The organism is Saccharopolyspora cebuensis, from assembly GCF_039542665.1.
Classification (GTDB): Bacteria; Actinomycetota; Actinomycetes; order Mycobacteriales; family Pseudonocardiaceae; genus Saccharopolyspora; species Saccharopolyspora cebuensis.
Genome location: NZ_BAABII010000017.1, coordinates 59,986 through 80,552, shown reverse-complemented (window position 1 = coordinate 80,552; position 20,567 = coordinate 59,986). Strand labels below are relative to the sequence as shown.

The window sequence follows — 20,567 nt, the reverse complement described above, 5'->3', positions numbered from 1 at the left end:
CCCAGCCCATCGCCGGTCGCGATGGAGGTGGCCACTGCTTCGCAGTCCGCCACAAGGATGAGAACATCACCGCGTTGTTGTACCCATCGGGTGAAGCTCGTCGGAGGCGACTTGACCCGCCCGGCTCACCGTGCCAACTGCGGTGCCGCATGACGTAGAGGAGAAATAGGCGTGCGAATCCTCGTCCTCGGGGGGGACGGCTACCTCGGTTGGCCGACCGCTCTGCACCTGTCCGACTGCGGCCACGACGTCGCCGTCGCCGACAACTACGCCCGCCGCGGCTACGACCACGAGATGGGCGTCCAGAGCCTGGTGCCGATCGAGCCCATGCAGGTCCGCGTGGACGCGTGGCGCGAGGTGTCCGGCAAGACGATCAAGTCCTACTACGGCGACCTGGTCGACGGTGACTTCACCACCGAGATGATCCGGGACTTCCGCCCGGACACCATCGTCCACTTCGCCGAGCAGCGGGCCGCCCCGTACTCGATGATCGACCGCAAGCACGCGGTGTACACCCAGCAGAACAACGTCGTGGGCAACCTCAACGTGCTGTTCGCGATCCAGGAGGTGGACCCCGAGATCCACCTGGTCAAGCTGGGCACGATGGGCGAGTACGGCACTCCGAACATCGACATCGAGGAAGGCTGGCTGGAGGTCACCCACAACGGGCGCAGCGACCGGATGCTGTACCCGAAGAAGCCGGGGTCCTTCTACCACCTGAGCAAGGTCCACGACAGCCACAACATCGAGTTCGCCTGCCGGATCTGGGGGCTGCGCGCCACCGACCTCAACCAGGGCGTGGTGTACGGCCAGGAGACCCCGCAGACCGTCCGCGACCCGCGGCTGGCGACCCGTTTCGACTACGACGCCATCTTCGGCACCGTGCTGAACCGGTTCGTCATCCAGGCCGTGCTGGGCCACCCGCTGACCGTCTACGGCTCCGGCGGGCAGACCCGCGGCGCGATCGACATCCGGGACACCGTGGAGTGCATCCGGCTGGCGTCCGAGAACCCCGCCGCGCAGGGCGAGTTCCGGGTGTTCAACCAGATCACCGAGAGCTTCTCCGTGGGCGAGATCGCCAAGGTCGTGGCCAACAGCTTCGACGGGCAGGTCGAGGTCGAGCACGTCGACAACCCGCGCGTGGAGCAGCACGAGCACTACTACAACGTCAAGCACACCGGCCTGGTCGAGCTCGGCCTGGAGCCGCACCTGCTGTCCAACACCCTCATCGAGTCGCTGTTCGGCGTCGCCGAGGCGCACAAGGACCGGGTGGACCTCGGCGCGATGCGCCCGACGGTCAACTGGCGCACGGCGTCGAGCCCGCTGCGCACCGACTCCTGATCGGGTCCCGGTGGCGCGGCTCGCCCCGGGCCGCGCCGCCGGGCGCACGCCATTGACACCCGTGATGCGGGCCCGTGCCCGAACTGTGCCGCGCCCGGGGTGGAATATGCCAAGACGGGAAGGCAGACTGAGCCTGAGCGTTGCGGCTGCGTGAAAAGTCGCGGTACGGGGAGCGGTGCCCCGGGCATGGACTCTGCGCCAGACCCGGGGCACCTACCGTGTGTCGGGGGGCTTCCACACGGTCTACTGAACGGTAACTCCTGTGGGTGAGGTCGGCGATACGGCACGTGGGTGTTGAACGCCGTTCACCGGGCCCGGAGACCCGCCCCGGCCTGCTCCACCCGGGTGAACCGCTGCTCCCCCCGCGCCACCCCGCACCACTAGGTGATCTTTTCGAGGTGAGGGGCACCCTGTACCACGTCACGTGGTACAGGGTGCCCCTCACTCAGCCCACTTCCGGGTGGTTCAGTCGGTTGCCGAGCGGGCGGGTTCGGGCTGGTCGGCGGTGTCGAGCTCGCGGCGCTCGCGGAGCACCGTGCGGGTCGTGTGGGCCAGGGCGGCCGCCCAGGCCAGGACGATCGCGACGTAGACCGCCACGCCCGCGGTGCCCGGCAGGCCGATCGCCTCGACCAGGGTGCGCGCGTTCGTCAGCACGATGAGACCGCCCGCCCCGACGCCGATGAGCCGCATCGGCACGATCCGCACCAGGTAGGCCGCCAGCGGCGCCGCGACGACGCCGCCGAGCAGCAGCGCCCCCACCGTCGTCCAGGACAGCTGCCGGCCGCTCAGCGAGGTCAGGAAGCCGATGCTGGCCGCCACCGCGATGAGGAACTCGCTGGTGTCCACCGAACCGATGACCTTGCGGGGTTCGATCTTGCCGGTGCTCAGCAGCGTCGGCGTCGCCACCGGCCCCCAGCCGCCGCCTCCGGTGGCGTCGACGAACCCGGCGACCAGCCCCAGCGGCGCGGTGAGCTTGGGGCTCACCCCGGTGAGCGTGCGGCGCCGCAGCGGCCGCAGCGCGAACTTCAGCAGGACGTAGAGGCCGAGCGCGAAGAGCACGAAGGCCATCCACGGTTCCGCCGCCGCGGTCGACACGTTGCTCAGCGCGGTGGCCCCGAGGAACGCGCCGACCGCGCCGGGCACGCCGAGGGTGAGCACGACCTTCCAGTCGACGTTGCCGAACCGCCAGTGCGACACCCCGGAGGCCACCGAGGTGCCGATCTCGGCCAGGTGCACCGAGGCCGAGGCCAGGGCGGGGGCCAGTCCGGCGGTGAGCAGGATCGTCGTCGAGGTGACCCCGTAGGCCATGCCGAGCGACCCGTCGACGAGCTGGGCGATGAAGCCGCCGAGGGCGAAGAGGATGAACCCGTGCACGATGCCTCCGATGGGTGCGTGCGGACGCCCGCGCGCGGGGCCACCGCGGGTGCGCGGTGGTGCGGGGGCCGGATCGGACGCGGCCGCGTCGCCGGTGCGGCCGGGGAAGGGAGCGGGGCGTGGTGGCGGGCCTACCGCTCGCGCCGACACCCCGCGGAGATCACGCGCAGCAGGTCCACGTGGAGGCGTTCCGCCAGCAGCCGCCACTGATCTCCATGCGCCATGCCGGACAGTCAAACAGATCACGCGGACGAGTGGGGTCGGCTCCCACAGTCCGGGAGGCCCGCCGGGACCCTTCCGCACGGGGTGTGGTCAAGGCCACCGACGGCCTCGGCGGCGATCTTCGCGGTGCCCGAGCGGCGTTCCCGCGGCTCCCGGTGGAGATCGTCCGCGGCGCCCGCCGCGCGGGCGCGCCGAGCCTCGCACGGGCCTGCCGGGATGATCTCCGCGTTCGACTCTTGCGTGCGCTGACCAGCGAAAACGGTCCGTCCCCTGATCGATTTCGGCTTTCCGGTGGGGAAAAGTCGATCGATCGGCTCCGCCGCGTGGCGCGGGCCGGGGGCGCGTTACCGGATGGTCATCTTGGGTGTTCACTCGGAGTAGCTAGTCGCTGAAACTCGGTCCGGACAAGCTCCCTGAATGGAGCATTGCTTGCGGCTCGTCGTCACCCTCCGCTACGGTCCCGGCTCGTACGTCACGGTTCGGTCACGAAGCCCTCAACCCCCGATGGAGGGCACCCGCTCGACCCCCCAGGCGGGCGCGGCCGGATCTCCCCCGAGACGGAAGGTCACGATGAGCGATCATCGCCAGGAGAACGAGCAGTCCCCGAACGCCGATCTCCCGAAGTCCCGCAAGCTCCCGGTCCGCAACAAGGTGGTGGCCGCCGTCGTGGCCACCGGTGCCTTCGCCGCGGTCGGGGTGCCGTTCACGGCCACCGCGGCCGAGGGCGAGCACCGCCCGGTGCAGCCGCTGGTCGGCGAGACCGACCTGAGCCTCGCGGTCAACGGCGCCGAGAACCGCCCCGCGTCGGTCGAGCTGCTGCAGGCGCGCAGCCCGATCACCGAGGAGGGCGAGCTCGGCAAGATCGAGAAGGCCCGCGAGCTGGAGCAGCAGCGCGCCGCCGAGGCCAAGCGCCAAGCCGAGGAAGCCGCCCGGAAGGCCGCCGAGGAGGCGAAGGCCCGGGCCGCTGCCGAGGCGCAGGCGGCCCGGGAGAAGGCCGAGGAGGAGGCCCGCAAGGCGGCCGGCTTCGTCAAGCCGGCCGAGGGCACGTTCACCTCGGGCTTCGGCGCCCGCTGGGGCAGCAGCCACAACGGCATCGACATCGCCAACGACATCGGCACCCCGATCCGCTCGGTCGCCGCGGGCGAGGTCATCAACGCCGGACCGGCCAGCGGCTTCGGCCAGTGGATCCGGGTCCAGCACGACGACGGCACGATCAGCGTCTACGGCCACATCAACACCATCGACGCCAGCGTCGGCGACCGCGTCGACGCCGGTGAGCAGATCGCCACGATGGGCAACCGCGGCCAGTCCACCGGCCCGCACCTGCACTTCGAGATCATCACCGGCGGCAGCAAGATCAACCCGCTGCCGTGGCTCCAGGAGCGCGGCATCGACGTCCAGTCCTGAGCCCCGCGGCCCCGGCCGCGCTCAGGCGATTCCGAGTGAGGGGCACCTTCATCCGGCCATGTCGGATGCAGGTGCCCCTCACTCATGTCGAAGGGGCGGCGGTCCGCGGTCAGTCGGCCTTCGCGGCGGCGTCCTGGTCCAGCCGGTCGCGCAGCCAGCTCAAGGTGCGCGCGAGCAGCCGGGAGACGTGCATCTGCGAGATGCCGACCTGCTCGGCGATCTGGGTCTGGGTCATGCCCCGGAAGAACCGCATCACCAGGATGCGGCGCTCGCGCTCCGGCAGCTCGTCGAGCAGCGGGCGGACCATCTCCCGGTTCTCCACCTCGGCCAGTTCGCTGTCGTCCTCGCCGATGGCGTCGCCGAGCGGGATCTCGTCGGTGTCGGTGAGCAGTTCGTCCAGCGAGGCGCTGCGGTAGGCGTTGCCCGCCTCCAGCCCCCGGTAGACGTCGTCGGTGCTGATGCCGAGGTGCCGGGCCAGCTCGCTGGGCGTGGGCGCCCGGCCCAGCTCCTGGGACAGCCGCGCGATGGCCGAGGAGACCGACAGGTGCAGCTCCTGGAGCCGCCGCGGCATCCGCACCGCCCAGCCGGTGTCGCGGAAGTGCCTGCGGACCTCGCCCATGATGGTCGGTACCGCGTAGGACAGGAAGTCGACGCCGCGTCCGGGGTCGAACCGGTCCACCGCGTTGATCAGCCCGAGGGTGGCGACCTGGGTGAGGTCCTCCTGCGATTCACCCCGGTGGCTGAACCGGCGCGCGATGTGCTCGGCCACCGGCAGGTGCTCGGTGACCAGCTTCTCCCGCAGCTCGCCGCGACGGGAGTCGTCTGCGCTCAGCTCGGCGTACTCGACGAACAGCGGAGCCAGTTCGTCGTAGCGTTCGTTTCTCGACGAGTGAGCAGATCCGGGAACCGCTCGCTTCACACGTGGGCCGTCCGTCCCTTGATCAGGTCGATCCGGACCAGGTTGCCGCCGCTGGCGGGGTCCGGCTCGACCGAGGTTGACACACTGTCGGCCAGGGCGCTCAGCACCCGCCAGCTGAAGGTGTCCTTGCGCGGTCCGAAAGCATCGTCGCTGGTCACCTCCGCGCTGATCGACAGCGTGTCGGTCAGCGAGCGGAACCGGCAGCGCAGCGTCGCCTCCGGTGCGGCGAGCCGCACGAGGGACGAGCACGCCTCGTCCACCGCCAGCCGCAGGTCGGCGATCGCGTCCACGTCGAAATCCGCGCGCATCGCCAGGTCACCGATGACGGCCCGCATCACCGCCAGTTGTCGCGGGTCCGCGAGCACGCGGACCTCCACCGCGTCCGCTGCGGGTTCGTCCGTCTCGACCTGCGCGACCTCGCGCTCCACGCTCATCCCCGGGCCACCTCGTCTCGGTCTGTGCGTCGGTGGCGCACACGTTGCTCACAATCAGCTCATACCCGAGCCCCGCACCGAACAAACGGACGGCGCCACCGCCACCGCCCCAACGGGTCGTCGGCCCGGAACGCGGAACGCCCCGCCGGGTCGATCGCCCGGCGGGGCGTCCCGCTAGTCGCTCAGCTCCTCGGCCCGCGGTCGTTCGCGCGAACGACCGCACGCCCCTAGAACAGCGAGCTCCAATAGTCCCAGAAACGGATCAGGATCAGAACCACGACGAGGAGGTACCACAGCACCAGCACGACGCTGTGGAAGCGGCCGAGCGCGGCGCCGAGCGAGCGGCCGCCGCCGAGGTGGCCGTCGCGCAGCACGTGCAGCAGCGTGTACCAGAACATCGGGATGACCACGGCCCACACGACCATGCAGTACGGGCACAGCGCGCCGATCTCGTAGAGGCTCTGCCAGATCAGCCAGTGGACGAACGCGGCGCCGAGCGCGGTCCCGGCCAGCAGCCCCAGCCAGAACCAGCGCGGCGGGCGGTACCCGGCCAGCAGCGCGACGCCGACCGTGACCACCACCGGGAACGCCGCGATGCCGATCAGCGGGTTCGGGAAGCCCAGCACCGCGGCCTGCGGGCTGTCCATCACCGAACCGCACGAGATGATCGGGTTCAGGCTGCACGTGGGCACGTACGTCGGGTCGGCGAGGCCGGCCAGCTTCTCGATGGTCAGCGCGAGGGCGGAGGCCAGGCCGATCAGGCCGCCGACGATGTGCAGCCAGGCCAGCCCGCGAACGGGGGTCGGGTGCTGCGCCGTGGTCACCGCGCGAGCTCCTGGTCCAGCTTGGTCCGGAACTCCTGGGACAGCTCCTGGTAGGTCTGCGAGGTCGGCTCCCACTTCTGCCCGTTGACGAAGATCGTCGGGGTGCCGGAGACGCCGGCGGCCTCGCCGTCCTCGATGTCCTGCTCGATGCGGTCCTTGACCGCCTGGGAGTCGTAGTCCTGCGCGAACCGGGCCATGTCCAGGCCGATCTGGCGGGCGAACTCCTCGAACTTGGCGCGCGCCGCGGGCACGTCGCTGGCGTAGCCGCTGCCGTCGGGCGTCATCGCCCAGCTCTGCCAGTTGTCGTACAGGGCGTGGTACATCTCCTTGAACTTGCCCTGCAACGCGGCGGCCTCGGCGGCCTGCGCGGCGGGTCGCGCCAGCGGGTGCATGTCCAGCGGGAAGTTGCGGACGACGAAGTCGATGCGGCCCTGGTAATCGGCCTCCACCTGCTTGGTCAGCGCGGTGTAGTACTGCTGGCAGGCCGGGCACTGGTAGTCCAGGAACTCCACCACGGTGACCTTGTCCCCGGGGGCCTCGCTGAGCGTGTTGCTCTCCGGCTTGCGCAGCACGTCGGCGGAGACCCGGTCGTCGCCGCCCCCGCCGCCCGGGCCGCCGCCGCTGAACAGCAGCACCCCGCCGATCACGAGCACCGCCACGACGACGACCACGACGGTGAGGATGATGTTGGTGGACATCCCGCTCTTCTGGGTCAGCGGGTTGGAGCTCTTCGGCATCGGCTGCTTCACCTTCGGCGAACGGCGAGGAACGTCTCGCTCTGCGTGGCAGTTCTGATCCAGTCTCGCGCACTCACACGAACGTGTATTCGTCCGGGTCGTCCCTCTCAGCGCGTTCACAGGAACGTCTCAGCTCCCGCCGGTTTGGCCGCGACGCCCGGCGGGGTAGCCGCTACCCGATGCGACCCCCGATGCGACCCGGGTGAGCGGCGATGAGCGATCCGTTCCGCCTCCTCCAGGAGGGCCAGGACGAGCTGCTGCGGGCCTGGGGCGGCGGCACCTGGCACACCCCGGAGCTGGCCGTGCTGACCGACCGGCCGTTCTCCGACGAGCGCTGGCTGTTCGAGCGCAAGCTGGACGGGGTGCGGCTGATCGCCGGGCGCGACGGGGGCGCGCCGCGGCTGTGGTCGCGCAACGGCAAGCGGGCCGACGCCGCCTACCCCGAGGTGGCCGACGCGCTCGGCGAGGGACCGGAGCGATTCGTCGTCGACGGCGAGGTGGTGGCCTTCGAGGGCGGCCGGACGAGCTTCGAGCGGTTGCAGCGGCGCATCCACCTGACCCGCCCGGAGGAGGCCCGGCGGACCGGCGTCGCGGTGTACTACTACGTCTTCGACCTGCTCGCGTTCGGCGGCGTGGACCTGACCCGGTTGCCGCTGCGGGACCGCAAGCGGCTGCTGCGGGAGTGCTTCGGGTTCACCGATCCGCTGCGCTTCTCGGCGCACCGCGGCGGCGACGGGGAGGACTTCTTCCGGCAGGCCTGCGAGCGCGGCTGGGAGGGGCTCATCGCCAAGCGCGCGGACCAGCCGTACCGCAGCGGCCGGTCCCGGGACTGGTTGAAGTTCAAGTGCGTCGCCGGGCAGGAGTTCGTCGTCGGCGGCTACACCGATCCGCAGGGCGCCCGGCAGGGCTTCGGCGCGCTGCTGGTCGGCTACTACGAGGGTTCCCGGCTGCGCTACGCGGGCAAGGTCGGCACCGGCTACGACGAGCGGACCCTGCGCGACCTCAAGGAGCGGCTGGACCGGCTCGGGCGGGACCGGTCGCCGTTCGCCGACGAGGTCGGGGAACGGGCGCACTGGGTCGCGCCCGAGCTGGTCGCCGAGGTCGGGTTCACCGAGTGGACCGCCGAGGGCAAGCTCCGCCACCCCCGGTTCTCCGGCCTGCGCACCGACAAGAGCGCCGGTCAGGTCGTCCGGGAGGGGTAGCCCGGCCGCCGCGCGGGAGCGCGGGTCAGCGCTGCACGTGCTCGATGGTGCTGACGCTGGCGGCCGGCGTCGGATGTTCCTGCGGAGGTCCCCACGCGGCGAAGACGACGGTGGCGAGGACCATCATCATCGATCCCACAACCGACACGATCGTGCGGCTGTTGTTCTGCATGGGCGGGGCCTCTGCTTCCTCTCGCAGGGATGGGGGAAATGTGGCGGTAGCGACACCGCCAACCGCTTGTCGCTACCCAGGGCGACAACGTTACGACCCGATCGGCTAATCCGGGTGTGACCTGAAACTCCCTCGTAACACAGGGTTCTGTCGATCTCGGGACCCCGGCCGCGGGCTGTGTCCCCCCTCACGGTGCCTTGCCGCCGCCTCGGCCCGGGTAGTTGGTTCCTCGCATGGATGTTCCCCGTCTGCAGGACCTGCTCGACCTCGCCGAGCCCGGCGGCGACCGGTTCCTGGGCCGCACCCAGCCGCTGCCCGCCCAGCGGTTGTTCGGCGGGCTGCTGCTGGCCCAGTCCATCGCGGCGGCCGGGCGGACCGTGCCGGAGGGGCGGCCGGTGCACTCGATGCACGGCCTGTTCGTCCGGGCCGCCGTGCCCACCGACCTGGTGGAGTACTCGGTGGAGCGGATCCGCGACGGCGGGGCGACCTCGGCGCGTCGGGTGATCGCGCGGCAGGACGGCGCCGAGGTGTTCTCCGCGACCGTGTCCTTCCAGCGCGCCCGCGAGGGCCTCCGGCACCAGGCGCACTGCCCGCCCGCCACGTCGCCGGAGGACCTGCTGCCGCTGCACGAGCGGTTCGCCGCATCGGACGTCCCGGTGCCCGAGTGGTGGCGGCGGCCGAGGGCGATCGAGCTGCGGCACGTGGACGACCCGCCGTACCCGCCGCCGGTGCGGGCCACCGAGGCCTCCCGCCACCTGGTGTGGATGCGGGCGCCGGAGAAGCTGCCGGACGACCCGCTGCTGCACGCCTGTGCGCTGGCCTACGCCTCGGACATGACGCTGCTGGAGCCCGTCTTCCTGCTGCACGGCGTGGACCGGCACGCCACCGACGTGCGGTTGGCCAGCCTGGACCACGCGATGTGGTTCCACGACGACCTCCGCGCCGACGAGTGGCTGCTCTACGACCAGGACTGCCCGGTGGCGGGCGGCGGCCGGGTGCTGGGCCGGGGTGCGGTGTTCGACCGCGCCGGGCGCCAGGTCGCCACCGTCGCGCAGGAGGGCCTGCTCTCGCTCTCCCGCTGATCCCGCGCGGGCTGGTTCGGCCGGGCCGGCCGGGGCCGCCGGTATCGTCGAGGAGCGTGGTAGCCGATCCTGCCGATTCCGCCGCCGTCACCCACGCGCTCGCCCGCGCGCGCCTGGAGGACCTCCCGGCGCTCACCGAGCGGCTGATGGCGGCGATCTTCACCGACAACCCGGAGTGGACCGACTACAGCCCGGTGCCCCGGGAGGACCTGTGGGACGGCTGCCGCCGCTACCTGGAGCGCATCCTGCAGATCCTCAGCGGTGCGGTCGGCGGCCCGGACGGCGACGACGTCGCCGCGGCGATCGGCAGGCGGCGCGCCGAGCAGGGCGTGCCGCTGGAGGTGATGCTGCGGACCTTCCGGCTCGGCGGGCGGATCATCTGGGAGGAGCTCGTCGACCAGGCCCACCAGGAGCACGCGGACCCGGACTCGATGCTGGGCGTGGCGACCTCGATGTGGACCGTCATCGACGGGCTGTCCTCCACGCTGTCGACCTCGTACCGCAACACCGAGCTGGAGCAGGTGCGCCGCGACGACCAGCGCAGGCACGCGCTGGTCGAGGACCTGCTCGCCGGACGCGCGCGGGACATCGCCTTCGCCCAGCGCACGGCCAAGGAGCTGGACCTGCCGCCGGGCGGCGACTACCTGGCGGTGGTGGCCGAGATGCAGCCCGACGGGGCGTTCGCGCTGCGCGGTCACCAGGACGCCCTGCACGCGCTGCACGTCCGGTCGGTGTGGCAGGTGCGGGCCGACACCCTGGTCGGCCTGGTCGCGCTGGAGCAGCACGACAAGAACCTGGTGCTGGACGCGCTGCGCCCGCTGGCGCGCGCCCGGGTGGCGGCCTCGCCGGTGGTCCGCGGCCTGGCCGAGGCCGGGCTGGCCCACCAGCTCGCGCTCACCGCCCTGGGCACCTCCTCGCACGGGGTCGCCGAGCTGGTGACGTTGGAGGAGCGCTACCCGGAGGCGCTGCTGGTGCAGTCCCCGGACCTGGCGCAGCGGCTGCTGGAATCCCGCCTCGGCCCGGTGCTGGCGCTGCCGGTGCGGGAGCGGGACATGCTGCTGGACACGCTGACGGCGTGGCTGGAGGAGAACTGCTCGACGGCCAACGCGGCGGTCCGGCTGCACTGCCACCGCAACACGGTGCTGAACCGGCTGCACCGGATCACCTCCCTGATCGGGCAACCCCTGTGGGGGCGCAGCGCCTACGTGTCGCTGTCGCTGGCCCTGTCGGCGCTGCGGCTGCGGGACGGCTTGCGGGGTTGATCGGGGAGCTCGCGCTGTGCAACCTGCGCACCGTCCCGAATGCCCGATTGGTCCGCCCGGTGGTCCGGCGCCGGCCGGAATGCACCGCACATCCGGACATTTCCGCCCGGGTCGCCCCGGCGTGTGGCACGGGTCTCGGCACCGTCGGTGATGATATGACTACCGCTGGTGTTCGTTCGAGCGACTGATGTGCGTTCTGCACAGTCGCACCCGGTGAAGTCTGGGCGAGCGGGCATAGCGCGAAAGTGGTCGTGCTCACGACACTCTGAGTGAGATTCGCCCGTCCATCCGGGCGATGGGCAACGGGCGCGTACGGCACGAAGGAGCACATCGAAGTGCAGGAGTTCGACCTTCTCGTAGTGGGTGGTGGCCCCGGCGGGTACGTCGCGGCCATCCGGGCCGCGCAGCGCGGCCTGTCGGTCGGCGTGGTGGAGAAGGAGAAGGCGGGCGGTGTCTGCCTCAACTGGGGCTGCATCCCCACCAAGGCGATGCTGCGCTCGGCCGAGGTCTACGAGACCGTGCTGCACGCCGCCGACTTCGGCATCAACGTCGGGGACGTCAGCGTCGACTACGACGCGATCAGCCGCCGCAAGGACGACGTCGTCAAGGGCCTCACCGACGGGGTGGCCGGGCTGCTCAAGGCCAACGGCGTCACCGTGATCAACGGTCACGCCCGGTTCACCGGACCGACCACCCTCGACGTCTACGCCACCGGCGAGTCCCCGCTCGGCGCGGGCGGCCCCCGCTACGCGGCCGAGCCGACCGGCGCGGAGCCGATCGAGCAGGTCTCGGCGCGCGACGTCATCATCGCCACCGGTTCGGTCCCCGTGCAGCTCCCGCTGCCCGGCGCGGACCTGCCCGGCGTGATCACCTCCGACGGGGCGTTCGGCCTCCAGGAGGTGCCGAAGCGGCTCACCGTCATCGGCGGCAGCGCGGTCGGCGCCGAGTGGGCCAGCCTGTTCAACACCCTCGGCAGCGAGGTCACCATCGTCGAGATGCTCGACACCCTGGTGCCCGCCGAGGACGCCGAGATCGGCAAGGCGCTGGGCCGCTCGTTCGGCAAGAGCGGCATCAAGGTCCTCACCGGTGCCACCGTCTCCGGGATCGAGCAGGCCGACGGTGCGCTGCGGGTCGCCGTGGACGGCGCCAAGCCGCAGCAGGTGGACGCCGACGTGGTCCTGTTCGGCGTGGGGCGCAAGCCCAACACCGCGCAGCTCGACCTGGAGCGCGCCGGGGTGAGCACCGACCAGCGCGGCTTCATCGGCGTGGACGAGGCGCTGCGCACCGACGTCGAGCACGTCTACGCGATCGGCGACGTCACCGGCAAGGCGCTGCTCGCGCACGTCGCCTCGCACCAGGGCGTGGTCGCCGCCGAGACGATCGCCGGGCACCACGCCCGGATCGACTACGGCGTCATCCCCGCCGCCACCTTCACCCACCCCGAGATCGCCAGCGTCGGCCTCACCGAGGCGCAGGCGAAGGAGGCCGGGCACGAGGTGGTCGTCGGCAAGATGCCGTTCGCGGCCCTGGGCCGGGCCAAGTCCTACGGCGACACCGAGGGCTTCATGAAGGTCGTCGCGGGCGCGAAGTACGGCGAGGTCCTCGGCGTGCACATCATCGGCCCGTCGGCCAGCGACCTGATCACCGAGGGTTCGCTGGCGATGGCTCTGGAGGCGACGCTCGACGAGCTCGCCGAGACCATCCACGCGCACCCCACGCTCGGGGAGATCGGCATGGAGGCGGCGATGGTCGCGCTGGGACTGCCGATCCACGTAGCACCGCCCAAGAAGCGCTGACCTGACGTCGAAAGGACATCCCGATGGCGCAGCAGACCGCCACCCGCGGCAAGACGTCCTCCCGCAGCACCAAGTCGCGGCGCGCCGCGAGCTCGGCGCACGGCTCGCAGAGCGGACCGCTCGCCGGTGAGCCGCAGGAACTCCTCCGGGACTACTTCCGCGAGATGACCCTGATCCGCCGCTTCGAGGAGCGCGCGGCGCAGGGCTACACCCAGGCCAAGATCGGCGGCTACTGCCACCTGAACCTGGGTGAGGAGGCCACCGTCGTCGGCCTGATGCGCGCCCTGCGCAAGACCGACGTGCTGTTCACCAACTACCGCGAGCACGGCTACGCCCTGGCCAAGGGCATCGAGCCGGGCCGCGTGATGGCCGAGCTCTACGGCCGCACCACCGGCACCTCCCGGGGCTGGGGCGGCTCCATGCACATGTTCGACGTGGAGGCCGGGCTGCTCGGCGGCTACGGCATCGTCGGCGGGCAGATCCCGCTGGCCACCGGCGCCGCGCTGGCCATCGACTACCGCGGCGGCGACGAGGTCGTGATGTGCCAGATGGGCGACGGCACGACCAACATCGGCGCCTTCCACGAGTCGCTGAACATCGCCGCGCTGTGGAACCTGCCGGTGGTGTTCGTGGTGGTCAACAACCAGCTCGGCATGGGCACCACGGTGGAGATGTCCTCCGCCGAGCCCGAGCTGCACAAGCGCGCCGCCGCCTACCGGATGCACGGCGAGCGGGTGGACGGCAACGACGTGCTGGCCGTCCGCGACGCCGCCGCCAGGCTGGTCGAGCAGGCCCGCTCCGGCGGGGGCCCGGCGCTGCTGGAGCTGGTCAGCGAGCGGCTCAAGGGGCACTCCGTGGTCGACCCGGGCAAGTACCGCAGCGACGAGTCCATCACGAAGGCGCGCGAGTCCGACCCGGTGGCGGCCTTCCGGGCCCAGCTCATCGAGGCCGGTGTGCTCGACGAGGACGCCGCGGCGGAGATCGAGTCCGCGGCGCAGGCCGACGCCGACGCCGCGGTCTCCTTCGCCGACGACAGCCCGCACCCGGACCCGTCGACGCTGTTCGACTACACCTACGCCACGCCGGTGGCCAACGACTCGCGTCGGCTGCCGGCCGACCCGGTCTTCTGACCGGACCGCTCCCACCACCACCGCGCAGGCCGCCCGCGCCACCGGGCGGAACCGACGCCCCGCCACAGCGGACCGCGGCTCGTCGCCGAGACGCCACGAGGCCACGAGCCGCGGTCCTCACCCAGGAGAATCACCCTTGGCCGTCATCACCTACCGCCAAGCGCTGCACGACACGCTTCGCGAGGAAATGCTGCGCGATGAGGACATCTTCCTCATCGGCGAGGAAATCGGGATCTTCGAAGGTTCCTACAAGATCACCGCCGGGCTGCTCGACGAGTTCGGCGAGAAGCGGGTGCGCGACACCCCGATCGCCGAGGAGGGCTTCGTCGGCGCCGCGATCGGTGCCGCGATGCTCGGGCTCCGCCCCGTCGTGGAGCTCATGACGATCAACTTCTCGCTGATCGCGCTGGACCAGATCGTCAACCACGCGGCCAAGATCTACGGCATGTTCGGCGGTCAGACCAGCGTGCCGATGGTGCTGCGCACCCCGGGCGGCGGCGGGCAGCAGCTCGGCGCCACCCACTCGCAGAACATCGAGCTGTACTACGCCTTCGTGCCGGGCCTCAAGGTCGTCGCGCCGAGCACCCCGGCCGACGCGAAGGCGCTGCTCAAGGCCTCCATCCAGGACGACGACCCCGTGCTGTTCCTGGAGAACCTCTCGCTCTACAACACCAAGGGCGAGGTGCCCGACGTCACCGAGCCGGTCGAGATCGGCAAGGCCAAGGTGACCCGGCCGGGTGCCGACATCACCATCATCGGCTACTCCCGGATGGCGATGGTCGCCCAGCAGGTCGCCGACAAGCTGGCCGACGAGGGCGTCGACGCGGAGGTCATCGACCTGCGCAGCCTGCGCCCGCTGGACCGGGAGACCATCGTGGAGTCCGTGCGCAAGACCGGATGCGCCGTGGTGGCCGAGGACGACTGGCTGACCTACGGCATCGGGGCCGAGATCGCGGCGTCGATCTCCGACGGTGCGTTCGACTACCTGGACGCCCCGGTGCGCCGGGTCGCCGCGGCCGAGGTGCCGCTGCCGTACGCCAAGCCGCTGGAGAAGGCGGCGCTGCCGTCCGCCGAGTCCCTGACCGCCGCGGTCCACCAGACGCTGGAGGCCGTCGGCCGCCGCCGCTGAGGCCCGTCTCTTCCGAGGAACTGATGACTGAGATTCAGATGCCGAGGCTCTCCGACACGATGGAGGAGGGCGTCATCTCGACCTGGAACAAGCAGGTCGGGGACCAGGTCAGCCGCGGCGACGTGGTGGCCGAGATCGAGACCGACAAGGCCATCATGGAGCTGGAGGCCTACGACGAGGGCGTGCTGGAGAAGATCCTCGTCGGCGAGGGCCAGACGGTGCCGATCGGGACCCCGATCGCCGTGGTCGGCGACGGTTCCGGCGCCGCGGCCGAGTCCGCCAGCCCTGCCGAGCCCGCCCCGGCGGCCGAGCCGGAGCAGGCCGAGGCTGAGCAGGCCGAGGCAGCGCAGCCCGCGCCCGCCGCCGAGCCCGCGCCGCAGCCGTCCGCGCAGCCGCAGGCCGCGCCCGGGTCCAAGCCGAAGGCGTCGCCGCTGGCCAAGGCGGTCGCCCGGGAGCTGGGCGTCGACCTGGCGGGGATCCGGGGCTCCGGCCCCGGCGGCCGGATCATCCGCGCCGACATCGAGGCCGCCGCGTCCTCGGCCCCGTCCGCGCAGCCGCAGGCCCCCGCCGCCGAGGCCGCTCCCGCCGCGGCCGCGCCCGCGGTGGCGAGCGAGGACGTCGAGGAGATCCCGCTCAGCGGCGTCCGCAAGGTCACCGCGAAGCGGCTGACCGAGAGCAAGCAGCAGGCCCCGCACTTCTACCTCACCAGCGCGATCGACGTGACCGACCTGGTGGAGTTCCGCGGGCACCTCAACGAGCGGCTACAGGCCTCCGGAGGCCCGAAGGTCAGCCTCAACGACCTGGTCGTCAAGGCGGTCGCCACGGCGCTGCGGGCCAACCCGTCGGTCAACGTCTCCTTCGCCGGGGACAAGATGCTCCAGCACAAGCGGATCAACCTCGGGGTGGCCGTCGCGGTCGACGCCGGGCTGCTGGTGCCGGTGATCCCGGACGCCGACCGCAAGAGCGTCTCGGAGATCGCCGCGGAGAGCCGGGACAAGGCGCTCAAGGCCCGCGACGGCAAGCTCAAGCTCGACGAGATGTCCGGTGGCACGTTCACCATCTCGAACCTGGGCATGTTCGGCGTCGAGCAGTTCTCCGCGGTGATCAACCCGCCGGAGGCGGGGATCCTGGCGGTCGGCTCGGCCAGCGACGAGGTCAAGGTGCGCGACGGCGAGTTCGTCGTCCGCAAGATCCTGCGGGTGACGCTGTCGGCCGATCACCGCGCCGTGGACGGCGCCGTGGGCGCCGCCTTCCTGCAGCAGTTCACCGCGCTGCTGGAGGACCCGATCCGGATCATCGCCTGACGGTCCCCCGATCCGACCCCTCCCGCGACGAGCCCGGCTCTCGCGGGAGGGGTCGCCCACACCCGCAACCCGCCCGGGTGAGCTGAGCTGAGTGAGGGGCACCCTTGTCCAAGTAACTCGGGCAAGGGTGCCCCTCACTCAGGTTCTTTTCAGAATGCGGCGGAGCCGCATGCGGTGAGGCCGTCAACCGGCACCGCTGCGGGTTCTCAGCGGTCTTCTCGCGAGGACAGCCGTGACGCCGTGTACGTGTTTGGTACATCAGGAGCGGCTCCCGGAGCGAGAAGGCCGCTGAGGTTCCGCTACCCGCACGGCCACGCAAGCCATCGGCGAAAGTGGTTCCCACCGGGACATTCACTCATGTCACGACCGGGTGAGCACGGCGTGCGGCCGGGCTGCTGGGGGTGCCCGGCCGCACGTCCGATCAGACCTGCAACGCCTGGGCGATCTTCGGGGTCAGCCGGTCCAGCGCGAACGGGATGCTGGAGACGGTGGCCGAACCCAGCGCCATGGTGAGGTCGTAGTCGTCGAGCAGCACCAGCGAGCCGCGCTTGGCCGCCGGGAGGTTGTTCAGCAGCGGGTCGTTGCGCACCGCCGCCACGTCGGTGGGCTTGGCCGTGGTCACGATGACCACGTCGGCGTCGAGCAGCGACACCCGCTCCTTGCTCACCTTGACGTTGAACTTGCCGCCGCTGTCCAGCCCGTCGATCGACGGTGCCAGCACCAGGCCGAGCTGCTCCAGCAGCACGGTGCGGGCGTCCTGCTTGGTGTAGGCCGCGTAGGTGCCCGCCGAGTCGGTGCGGACGGTGACGTGGGTCCGGCCGGCGAAGCCCGGGTTGGCGGTGCGGGTCTGATCGATCCGCGCCTGGGTGTCGGCGATCAGCCGGGCGACCTCCTCGACCTTGCCCACCGCCTTGCCGATCGTCTCGGCCTGCACCCGCCAGTCGACGCCGTAGTCGATGGACCCCGGCGGCTGCGCCACGACCGGGTTGAAGCTGGTCAGCCGGTTGTACTGCTCGGCGGTCAGCGCGCTCTGCAGGGCGAGCATCACGTCCGGGTTCAGCGAGAGGACGCGCTCCACGTCCACCTCGCCGCTGAGCAGTTCGGGGCGCTGCCCGTTGAGCATCGGCTCGACCCACGGGCCGACGCCGCTGTCCCACGGGCCCCACTGGGTGAGCCCGGCCGGGACCAGGCCCAGCGGCAGCAGCACGTCGTGGTCGGTGATGCCGAGGGAGGCGATCCGCTGCGGGGCGGCCGGGATCTCGGCGGTGCCGTAGCGGTTCGGGATGCTGGCGGGGAAGCCGGGACCGGCGGGGCGCGCCTGGTCGGCGGGGGCCTGGTCACCGCCTCCGGTGCCGCACGCGGCGAGGCCGGCCGCCGCCAGCACGCCGGTCGCGCCGAACAGGAAACCCCGGCGGTTCAACTGCCGAGGACCAGCGAGGGGAGGAGTCATGACCGCATCCTTCTCGTGCCGTGGGCGGGACGCCCGTGTTGCGCAAGCAAGGCTAACCTAACAAACCGGTGGCGAACTGTGGTCATCGTCGACCCCGCTCACCCGCTCCGCGGCCCGCGCCGCGGCGCTGCGCAGCGCACCGAGGCTCCGGTGATCCGCCTCACCGGGTAGCGCGGTGGCCGCCCTTCGGACTCCACTGCGCAGTTCCTCCGGCTCCTATGATGGACGTGGGGTGTTCGCGCCACTTCGGGGAGTCGCGATGGGTGACGACGTCTTCAGCCGCCGATGGGTCCTCGCGGAGGACGAGCTGCTGCGCCTGCTGTGGCGGTGCCGGGCCGGGGAGGATCCGGACGCCGTGCTGGTCGAGCTGCACGCCCTCCGCAGCAGCCACCGGGACCGGGGTGTCCGCCGGGGCAGGCGGCGCACCCCGCCGCCCTCGCGCGGCGCGCGGCGGCGGTGGCACGTCGCGCGGCACCGGTGACCTCGCGGTCCCGCCCCACGCGCGGGTGACGGGGCGGTAGCGTGGGCTCCTGATCGACGATCACCTGGAGAGCCCACCCCGATGAGTTCCTTCTTCGCGGGCGCCCGCACCCTCGGCACCGGGTTCGGCGTCCTCGTCCGCCACCCGAAGCTGCTGCTGCTCGGCGCCATCCCCGCACTGATCAGCGCCGTGCTGCTGCTCGTCAGCCTGGGCACCCTGATCTGGTTCAGCCCCGACCTGGTCACCTGGATGACCCCGTTCGCCGACGGCTGGGCGGAGGGCTGGCGCACCGCGCTGCGGGTGCTGATCGGCGTCGTGCTGGTCGGCTCGACCGCGCTGGTGGCCTCGGTGTCGTTCATCGCGCTCACCCTGCTGATCGGCGGGCCGTTCTACGAGCACATCGCCGAGGTCGTGGAGCAGCGGCTCGGGCTGGACACCTCCGACGACGGCGCCGGGCTGATCCGCTCGACCGGCCGGGGCGTGGTCGACTCGCTGAAGCTGGTGCTGGTGGCGCTGGTCGGCGCGGTGCTGCTGTTCGCCCTCGGGTTCGTGCCGGTGCTCGGCCAGACCGCGGTCCCGGTGCTGGGCGCGCTGTTCGGCGCGTGGCTGGTCACCCTGGAGATGGTCGGCATGGTGTTCACCCGGCGCGGCCTGAAGGTCGGCGCCCGGCACCGCGCGCTGTGGCGGCGCAAGGGCACCGCGCTGGGCTTCGGGCTGCCGACCTACCTGCTGTGCCTGGTCCCGGTGGCGCAGCTCGTGGTGATCCCCTCCGCGGTGGTCGGCGGCACCCTGCTCGCGCACCGGCTGCTCGGACCGCAGGAGCGCGCTACCGCCGACGATCCCTCGCCGACGCCCTAGGGTTCGGGGTGTGACGCTGCATGACGAGCCAACCCAGCCGGACGACTCCTACCTCCGCTCGGTCGCCGCGGCCACGGCCCGCGCCGTGGCCGGCGCCGAGCCGCTGCGGTCCCCGTTCAGCGGTGCCGATCCGGCGGTGCGCGCCGCGGCCGACCGCTGGATCGAGCGGCACGGCGCCGACCTGGTGGAGCTGAGCCGCGACCTGCACGCGCACCCGGAGGAGGCGTTCGAGGAGCACCGGTCCGCCGCCCGGGTCGCCGAGCTGCTCGGCGCGCACGGTCACGACGTCGAGGTGGGCGTCGGCGGGCTGCCCACCGCGCTGCGCGCCGAGGCGGGGTCGGGCGGTCCGCACTTGGCGGTGCTGGCCGAGTACGACGCGCTGCCCGGCATCGGCCACGGGTGCGGGCACAACGTGATCTGCGCGGCCGGGACCGGCGGGTTCCTGGCCGCCGCGGCGGCGGTGGAATCGGTGGGCGGCCGGGTCAGCCTGATCGGCACCCCGGCCGAGGAGGGCGGCGGGGGCAAGGAGCTGCTGGCCCGCGCCGGGGTGTTCGAGGACGTGGACGCGGTGGCGATGCTGCACCCGTTCTCGCACGACATCGCCGCCCACCCGTTCCTCGGCAGGAGGCAGGTCGAGGTGGTGTTCCGCGGTGTCGCCGCGCACGCCTCGGCGCAGCCGTTCATGGGCCGCAACGCGCTGGACGCGGTGGTGGCGACTTACCAGGGCGTGGCGATGCTGCGCCAGCACATGCCCTCCACCGACCGGGTGCACGGCATCATCACCGACGGCGGCAAGCGCCCGAACGTGGTGCCCGACCGGGCGGCCGCGGTGTTCTACGTCCGCTCCGCCGAGCCCGGGTCGATGTCCGACCTGGTGCGCCGGGTGGAGGCCATCGCGCGCGGTGCCGCGGAGCTGACCGGCTGCGGTGTCGAGCTGCACTGGGACCGCAGCCCCGGCTACCTGCCGATCCGGCACAACGCCGCGCTCGCCGCCCGGTGGGCGGTGCACCAGGCCGGGCGGGGGCGCACCGCGCTGCCGCGCGGCGTGGTGCCGGAGCACATCACCGGCTCCACCGACCTCGGCAACCTCAGCTACCGGATGCCCGCGATCCACCCGATGATCGGGTTGGGCGAGGAGTCGCTGTCGCTGCACACCGAGGAGTTCGCCGCCGCGGCCGGTTCGGCGGCCGGTGACCGGGCGACCGTCGACGGTGCGGCGGGCCTGGCGCTGACCGCGCTCGACTACCTCGCCGACCCGGAGCTGCGCGAGGCGACCCGCGCCGAGTTCGCCGAAGCGGGCGGACCCCTCGACGTCACCGCCTACTTCGCCTGATCACCCGTTCGGGAGGTAGGTGAGGGGCACCCTTGCCCAAGTATGTGGGACAAGGGTGCCCCTCACCTCGAAAAACTTTTGCGCCACGTCACCCGTTCGGGAGGTGAGTG

Annotated in this window: 19 protein-coding genes; 12 read left to right on the top strand and 7 right to left on the bottom strand. The window is 71.9% G+C overall.

Annotated elements, in window-relative coordinates; genetic code table 11:
* Window positions 1-171 precede the first annotated feature (171 nt).
* The gene (locus tag ABD976_RS24095) at window positions 172-1,341 is read left to right on the top strand and encodes an NAD-dependent epimerase/dehydratase family protein (protein WP_345367047.1); all 1,170 of its coding nucleotides are present in this window, start codon (window positions 172-174) and stop codon (window positions 1,339-1,341) included.
* Between the two features lie 465 nt (window positions 1,342-1,806).
* On the opposite strand, the gene ABD976_RS24090 is transcribed toward ABD976_RS24095, so the two are convergent.
* Window positions 1,807-2,715: a sulfite exporter TauE/SafE family protein gene (locus ABD976_RS24090; RefSeq protein ID WP_345367045.1), complete on the bottom strand. Its 909-nt coding sequence runs from the start codon at window positions 2,713-2,715 to the stop codon at window positions 1,807-1,809.
* A gap of 792 nt (window positions 2,716-3,507) precedes the next feature.
* Here ABD976_RS24090 and ABD976_RS24085 point away from each other — a divergent pair.
* Window positions 3,508-4,344: a M23 family metallopeptidase gene (locus tag ABD976_RS24085; protein WP_345367043.1), complete on the top strand. Its 837-nt coding sequence runs from the start codon at window positions 3,508-3,510 to the stop codon at window positions 4,342-4,344.
* A gap of 109 nt (window positions 4,345-4,453) precedes the next feature.
* On the opposite strand, the gene ABD976_RS24080 is transcribed toward ABD976_RS24085, so the two are convergent.
* From ABD976_RS24080 to ABD976_RS24065, 4 genes are all read right to left on the bottom strand, one after another.
* Window positions 4,454-5,263, bottom strand: coding sequence for an RNA polymerase sigma factor SigF (locus ABD976_RS24080; RefSeq protein ID WP_345367041.1), 810 nt, complete (start codon window positions 5,261-5,263; stop codon window positions 4,454-4,456).
* Window positions 5,260-5,697, bottom strand: coding sequence for an ATP-binding protein (locus tag ABD976_RS24075; RefSeq protein ID WP_345367039.1), 438 nt, complete (start codon window positions 5,695-5,697; stop codon window positions 5,260-5,262). The genes ABD976_RS24080 and ABD976_RS24075 overlap by 4 nt, the downstream gene beginning before the upstream one ends.
* A 227-nt stretch (window positions 5,698-5,924) precedes the next feature.
* Window positions 5,925-6,521 carry a vitamin K epoxide reductase family protein gene (locus ABD976_RS24070; protein ID WP_345367037.1) on the bottom strand — a complete coding sequence of 199 codons (597 nt, stop codon included), beginning with the start codon at window positions 6,519-6,521 and terminating at the stop codon, window positions 5,925-5,927.
* Window positions 6,518-7,258, bottom strand: coding sequence for a DsbA family protein (locus ABD976_RS24065; RefSeq protein ID WP_345367035.1), 741 nt, complete (start codon window positions 7,256-7,258; stop codon window positions 6,518-6,520). The genes ABD976_RS24070 and ABD976_RS24065 overlap by 4 nt, the downstream gene beginning before the upstream one ends.
* Window positions 7,259-7,470: 212 nt before the next feature.
* Here ABD976_RS24065 and ligD point away from each other — a divergent pair, with 212 nt between their 5' ends.
* Entirely contained in the window at window positions 7,471-8,460 is a 990-nt protein-coding gene (ligD, locus tag ABD976_RS24060; RefSeq protein ID WP_345367033.1) for a non-homologous end-joining DNA ligase, read from the top strand.
* Window positions 8,461-8,485: 25 nt separating this feature from the next.
* On the opposite strand, the gene ABD976_RS24055 is transcribed toward ligD, so the two are convergent.
* Window positions 8,486-8,632 carry a hypothetical protein gene (locus tag ABD976_RS24055; RefSeq protein ID WP_345367031.1) on the bottom strand — a complete coding sequence of 49 codons (147 nt, stop codon included), beginning with the start codon at window positions 8,630-8,632 and terminating at the stop codon, window positions 8,486-8,488.
* Window positions 8,633-8,865: 233 nt separating this feature from the next.
* On the opposite strand from ABD976_RS24055, the gene ABD976_RS24050 reads away from it, so the two are divergent.
* The 6 genes from ABD976_RS24050 to ABD976_RS24025 all read left to right on the top strand — a co-directional run bounded on the left by ABD976_RS24050 (window position 8,866) and on the right by ABD976_RS24025 (window position 16,335).
* On the top strand, window positions 8,866-9,714 hold the full coding sequence (locus ABD976_RS24050; protein ID WP_345367029.1) for an acyl-CoA thioesterase: 849 nt from the start codon (window positions 8,866-8,868) through the stop codon (window positions 9,712-9,714).
* 56 nt (window positions 9,715-9,770) lie between these two features.
* A complete protein-coding gene (locus ABD976_RS24045; RefSeq protein ID WP_345367027.1) occupies window positions 9,771-10,976 on the top strand; it encodes a PucR family transcriptional regulator in 1,206 nt (401 codons plus the stop codon).
* Between the two features lie 335 nt (window positions 10,977-11,311).
* Window positions 11,312-12,772 (top strand): dihydrolipoyl dehydrogenase, encoded by a 1,461-nt coding sequence (lpdA, locus tag ABD976_RS24040; protein WP_345367025.1) that lies wholly within the window; start codon window positions 11,312-11,314, stop codon window positions 12,770-12,772.
* A 23-nt stretch (window positions 12,773-12,795) separates the two neighbouring features.
* Window positions 12,796-13,902 (top strand): pyruvate dehydrogenase (acetyl-transferring) E1 component subunit alpha, encoded by a 1,107-nt coding sequence (gene pdhA / locus ABD976_RS24035; protein WP_345367023.1) that lies wholly within the window; start codon window positions 12,796-12,798, stop codon window positions 13,900-13,902.
* A gap of 136 nt (window positions 13,903-14,038) precedes the next feature.
* Window positions 14,039-15,031: an alpha-ketoacid dehydrogenase subunit beta gene (locus ABD976_RS24030; protein ID WP_345367021.1), complete on the top strand. Its 993-nt coding sequence runs from the start codon at window positions 14,039-14,041 to the stop codon at window positions 15,029-15,031.
* A 23-nt stretch (window positions 15,032-15,054) separates the two neighbouring features.
* On the top strand, window positions 15,055-16,335 hold the full coding sequence (locus ABD976_RS24025) for a pyruvate dehydrogenase complex dihydrolipoamide acetyltransferase (RefSeq protein ID WP_345367018.1): 1,281 nt from the start codon (window positions 15,055-15,057) through the stop codon (window positions 16,333-16,335).
* Window positions 16,336-16,756: 421 nt separating this feature from the next.
* On the opposite strand, the gene ABD976_RS24020 is transcribed toward ABD976_RS24025, so the two are convergent.
* Window positions 16,757-17,785, bottom strand: coding sequence for an ABC transporter substrate-binding protein (locus ABD976_RS24020; RefSeq protein ID WP_345367016.1), 1,029 nt, complete (start codon window positions 17,783-17,785; stop codon window positions 16,757-16,759).
* 259 nt (window positions 17,786-18,044) lie between these two features.
* On the opposite strand from ABD976_RS24020, the gene ABD976_RS24015 reads away from it, so the two are divergent.
* From ABD976_RS24015 to ABD976_RS24005, 3 genes are all read left to right on the top strand, one after another.
* Window positions 18,045-18,266, top strand: coding sequence for a hypothetical protein (locus ABD976_RS24015; RefSeq protein WP_345367014.1), 222 nt, complete (start codon window positions 18,045-18,047; stop codon window positions 18,264-18,266).
* An 81-nt stretch (window positions 18,267-18,347) separates the two neighbouring features.
* Window positions 18,348-19,124: an EI24 domain-containing protein gene (locus ABD976_RS24010; RefSeq protein ID WP_345367012.1), complete on the top strand. Its 777-nt coding sequence runs from the start codon at window positions 18,348-18,350 to the stop codon at window positions 19,122-19,124.
* A 10-nt stretch (window positions 19,125-19,134) separates the two neighbouring features.
* Window positions 19,135-20,457, top strand: coding sequence for a M20 family metallopeptidase (locus ABD976_RS24005; protein ID WP_345367010.1), 1,323 nt, complete (start codon window positions 19,135-19,137; stop codon window positions 20,455-20,457).
* Window positions 20,458-20,567 lie beyond the last annotated feature (110 nt).